This is a genomic window from Kribbella sp., assembly GCF_035687465.1.
GTDB lineage: Bacteria > Actinomycetota > Actinomycetes > Propionibacteriales > Kribbellaceae > Kribbella.
Map to the genome: position 1 here is coordinate 1 of NZ_DASRXP010000682.1, position 4,689 is coordinate 4,689.

Here is a 4,689-nt window from a genome sequence, read left to right on the forward strand (position 1 = left end):
GGGCGACCTGCGCGACCGGCTTCCCGGTCTCCCGGACGATCCGGACCGCGCCCTGCCTGAACTCCTGATCAAACTTCCGTCGTGCTTCAGCCATCGCCCTCACCTCAAAGGGGATGTCTCCACGCTACGAGGGGAAACCCACGACCCACCACCCGGCGACAGCGAGAAGCCTCTACCTGCACCGGATTAGAGTCGATCAAAGGCTTACAGCGGCCTGGTCCTGCAGCCGTACTTCGTGACGACCGGGTGCGGCCTCGTCCTGCCGGAGTGATGCTTGTCTGGCGTCTCGAGTGGCTGGCTGGCAACGCTGGACCGTCACGACGTACGGCTGTAGTTCTAGCCGTCGATTGGTTGTAGGAGCATCACGGGGATGCGGCGCTTCGTCTTCTTCGGGTATTTCAGGAAGACCGGGTAGCGCTCGGTGAGTTCGGCCCAGCGGCGCTGGTACTCGTCGCCCAGGGCCTCCGTTGCGACCACCGCTTGTTTGACCGGGCCGATCTGTACTTCGGCTTTCGGGTTGCTGCGGAGGTTGTACACCCAGGACGGCATCGGGTCCGACCCACCGTTGGAGCCGGCGACGATCAGTACGCCGTCGGCCTCGCAGTACCCGATCGGGCGGGTTCGCTCCAGCCCGGTTCTCCGGCCGACCGTGGTGATCAGCAGGTGGGGAACACCTTGGATCGTGCCCCCACGCCGTCCATCCGTGCGCCGGTAGAGCCAGACATGGACAGCGGACGCACCCTTGGCGAGCGATACCACCACCCGTGCCCCGGCTGAACGCTTCGTCGTCATCGCTTGCCCCCTTCTGCCCAGCCGAAATAGCCGGTCAAAAGACAAGCTAGGAACCAGCCGGGCTGTTGGGATCGGCGAAACCACGTAGCGCAGTACGTAAGTCAGCGCGGCCGGGACGCCATCCAGGCGGCGATCCGGGTGCGGGACTCGAACCCGAGCTTGGCGAGGATGTTGCGCACGTGGGTCTCGACCGTGCGCTCGGACAGATGCAGTCGAGTGGCGATCTGCCGATTGCTCATGCCTTCGGCCACCAGCGCGGCCAACTGCTCCTCACGCATCGACAGCGGCGTCGGCCTGTCGCCGCGGACCTGAGCCAACAGTTCCCCCGCCTCGGCTGCCAGTGGCGCCATGCCCAGCCGCCGGGCGATTTCGGCGGCCGCACTCAGCTGGGCGTCCGCGATCCGCGGATCACCTCGTTCGCGGCGGCCAAGAGCCAGCCGCGCGATCTCCAGACGGGTCGCCGCCTCGTACGGCGGGGAGCCCATCGCGACGCTGCTCTCGAGAGCTCCAGCCAAATGGTGCTCCGCGGCCGGCCAGTCGTCGAGGAGCAGCGCCAGCCGTCCGAGCCGGAGAGCAACCGGCCCACCGCACGGCGTCTGCGCACCCGAGATGACCTGACGATCGGCGAACGGCAGCAAGCGAGCGTAGATCGCTGGGGCGGCCGCGATGTCCTGCAGTCCGACACAGAGATCGACGTTGCCTGCATGAAAGATGACCCACTCAGCGACGTGCGGCGGAAACGAATCCAGATGAGCCTGCATCGCTGCCCAGATCTCGGTCACCTCATCGAGCCGAGACAGCGCGAGCAGCTGAATAGCCAGCCAACTGCGAGCCAGATACGGCCCCTTCTCCACCCACCCACGGACCCCGGCGGCCGCCTCCTCCAGGCCTCGTCCGGTCTGACGGGCAAGGTCGGAGCAGAACACCAGGTGGTAATGGTCAGCGCCCTCGTAGCCCCCGCGATGTCCGATCAGCAGCGCCTCGTCCGCCAGCAGGAGCGCTTCGTCGAAGCGGCCCTCGTACGCCGCCAGGGTGGCCTCGCTCATCTTCAGTCGCCAGATTCCCAGCGGTTCCTTCAGCTGGGTGATGACGTTGCTGAGCGCAACCATCTCGCCGGAGATCTGCAGGCGGCGGCCGAGTTCCCAGAAGGCGTCCAGCCGCGCCGCGTGGCCCCACCCGAGCAGCTCGTCGCGCCCGGTCTCGCGGCCGAGCCGAACCGCGCGATCACCGTTGTCCAGCCGCTCCAGCAGATGGCGTGGGTTGCTGAGATCGAGTTGGCGAGCCTGCAGAGCGAGGAACAGTGCATCCGGATCACCGGTTGCCTCGGCCGCTTGCAACGCACGCAGGCCAGGCTCCGACTCCGCCTCCGCCCAAGGACTTGCGGTGAGAGCGAACTGCGCCAGCACCCGCGCACGCCGGACCGGGTCGGCAGAGCCCAGCCGGCCGAGTGTCTCTCGGCACAACGCGTGAATCTCATCGCAGACCGGATCGTTCCTCAGTCCACGGACGATCGTGGCGGCATCGGCCATCAGTACTGCGTCACCTGCCGCGCGTCCGATGTCGGCGGCCTGCTTGCACACCCGCCAGGCCTGCCCTACTGCACCGGAGCGGAAGTGGCAGCGCGCCAGGTCGAGAAGCAACTCCTGGTTCGCGACTGGCGCCTGCGGCACCGATGGAAGGAGGTCCAGGGCTTGCCTGAACAGGACCACCGCGGACTCATACGCGAGCTGACTCTGAGCCCGCTGCGCGGCTTGAAGCGTCGCCTCCAGCGCTTCAGCCGAAACGCCCAGCGGCGCGGCCTGCCGCAGATGGTGAGCGATCGCGTCCAGGGACTCCTCAGGACCCAGTCCCTTCGCGCTCGTCCCGTCGAGGCGTGATTGCAAGGCCGCTGCCGCGCTCCGATGCAGTCGCTGACGCTCCCGGCTCGACAACTCGGCGTACGCCACCTCCTGGATCAAGGCATGCGCGAAGCGCAACGAGTGCCCGTCCCCAGCTGTCACGAGCTCACGGGCCAGGGCCTCCTCGATCAGATCCAGTACTACGTCCGCCGACTCCCCCGCGATCTCCGCCACCACGCCGACGGTGAACTCGCGTCCCAGCACCGAGGCGGTCTGGAGGATCCGCCGGGTCTGCGAGGAAACTCCTTCCAGACGACGACCGATCACGGCGCGGACCGTCGACGGAAGCGAGCGTTCACCGGCCGCGGGATCGCCCGCCAGGCGCAGCAACTCCAGCGCGAAGAACGGGTTCCCCTCCGACCGCGCCTCGACCGCGCTCAGCAGCGCAGCATCCGGAACCAGCGACGAACTGCGAGCGACCAACCCGCTGAGCTGTTCAGTCGGCAGCCCCGTCAGGGTGAGCTGAGCAGTGGTCCGTTCACGAACGATGGCGGACAGTTCGGCCGGCAATTCAGGCGTGCCGCGCCGCCGGAGCCCGAGCACCAGGATGCTGCTGTCGCCAAGCTCAGAAGCAAGGACCTGAGTGAGACGCAACGAGGGCACGTCGGCCGCATGCAGATCGTCCAGCACCACCAGGAGACCGTTCGCACCCGCGGACTCCCGCAGCAGTTGGATGATCTCACCGAAGAGCCTGAACCGACTCCCCTCGTCCTCAGCCGTCGTCGGCCCGGACAGTTCCTCGCTACTTAGTCCGAGAGCTCGAAGCACCTGGAGCCAGGGCCAGTACGGCGGAGCACCCTCGCCTTCCCAGCAACTGCCCCAGGCCGTGGCCGCACCAACTTCGCGAGCACGCCGGAGCACCTGGTCCGCGAACGCCGTCTTCCCGATTCCGGCCTCGCCGTCCACCAGGACGAACGACCCACTCCCGTTCCGGGCCCTGACAAGCCTTCGCTCGAGGTCGGCAAGCTCCCGCTCGCGCCCGACGAAGACTTCCTGGTCCATCCGCTCAGAGTAGGCGCCAGGACAGCGGCATCGTGAGCACGCCGGCCGGTGGGAGGCCGAGGGCGTTGTAGGCGGCAGCGGTGAGGCCGTCAGCGAGCCAGGGCTTGGCGGTCACCGCTAGGTCGTCGGTGGATTCTGGTGGCCGCAGGCGGTCGATGAAGGAGCGGTGGGGGGCTGCGGTCAGGGCTATCTCGTCGCGGTCGAGGCCGGCCCGGCGGCAGGCTACTCGGATGGCGTGTTCGAAGCCGCCTAGTTCGTCGACCAGGTTGTGGCTGTGGGCATCGGCGCCGGTCCAGACTCGGCCGCGCGCAAGGGATTCCAGCTCGGCCTCGGGGAGTCCGCGGTCCGATGCGGCCTTGGCGACGAAGTCTGAGTAGATGCGATCCAGTATCTCCTCCAGCCGTGCCCACTGGTCCTCGGAGAACTCCTCCGAAGCAGAGAACATCCGCGCGTTCTGGCCTTGCGAGACGGCCTCCTGCGAGATGCCGATGCGGCCGAGCGCGTCCCGGATGACGCCCTTTCCGGTAAAGACGCCGATCGACCCGGTGATGGTCCCTGGTTGAGCCACGATGACATCGGCCGGCATAGCCACGAAGTAGCCGCCTGAAGCCGCCACAGTGCCCATAGAGGCGATCACTGGTCGTCCGGTGGCGCGTAGGCGGAGCACCTCGTGGCGGATAGCGTCGGAGGCTACGTAGGAACCACCCGGGCTGTCGACGCGTAGTACGACGGCTTTGACCTTGTCGTCTTCGGCTACTGCCCGCAGGGCGGCGCCGATGGTGTCGGAGCCCGAGCCGGGACCGCCTAGAGGGCCACCGCCGGAGTTGCGGCCGACGCTGATGCCGCCGCTGATCCTGACGATCGCCACCACCGGCTTCTGGGGCCACGGAAGCCTGTCCTTCAACGCAGCAAGGGATCTGGGACCGCGGCGGTGGTACCGCTCGACCAGCAAGGGGGTGACATCCTCCCCATGGCTCTTGCGAAGAGCGTCGTACAC

3 protein-coding genes are annotated in these 4,689 nt (G+C 67.6%); all 3 read right to left on the bottom strand.

Annotated features, from left to right (window positions below; genetic code table 11):
• Window positions 1-336: 336 nt before the first annotated feature.
• Window positions 337-792 carry a nitroreductase family deazaflavin-dependent oxidoreductase gene (locus tag VFG33_RS36455; RefSeq protein WP_325057591.1) on the bottom strand — a complete coding sequence of 152 codons (456 nt, stop codon included), beginning with the start codon at window positions 790-792 and terminating at the stop codon, window positions 337-339.
• A gap of 101 nt (window positions 793-893) precedes the next feature.
• Window positions 894-3,692, bottom strand: a complete 2,799-nt coding sequence (locus VFG33_RS36460; protein ID WP_325057592.1) for an ATP-binding protein — start codon at window positions 3,690-3,692, stop codon at window positions 894-896.
• A gap of 4 nt (window positions 3,693-3,696) precedes the next feature.
• The coding region (gene sppA, locus VFG33_RS36465) for a signal peptide peptidase SppA (protein ID WP_325057593.1) at window positions 3,697-4,689 on the bottom strand (993 nt) is incomplete at its 5' end.

Bases quoted from the DNA above. Each gene is read 5' to 3' on its own strand.
- VFG33_RS36455 (WP_325057591.1), bottom strand. From the start codon at position 792: ATGACGACGAAGCGTTCAGCCGGGGCACGGGTGGTGGTATCGCTCGCC.
- VFG33_RS36460 (WP_325057592.1), bottom strand. From the start codon at position 3,692: ATGGACCAGGAAGTCTTCGTCGGGCGCGAGCGGGAGCTTGCCGACCTC.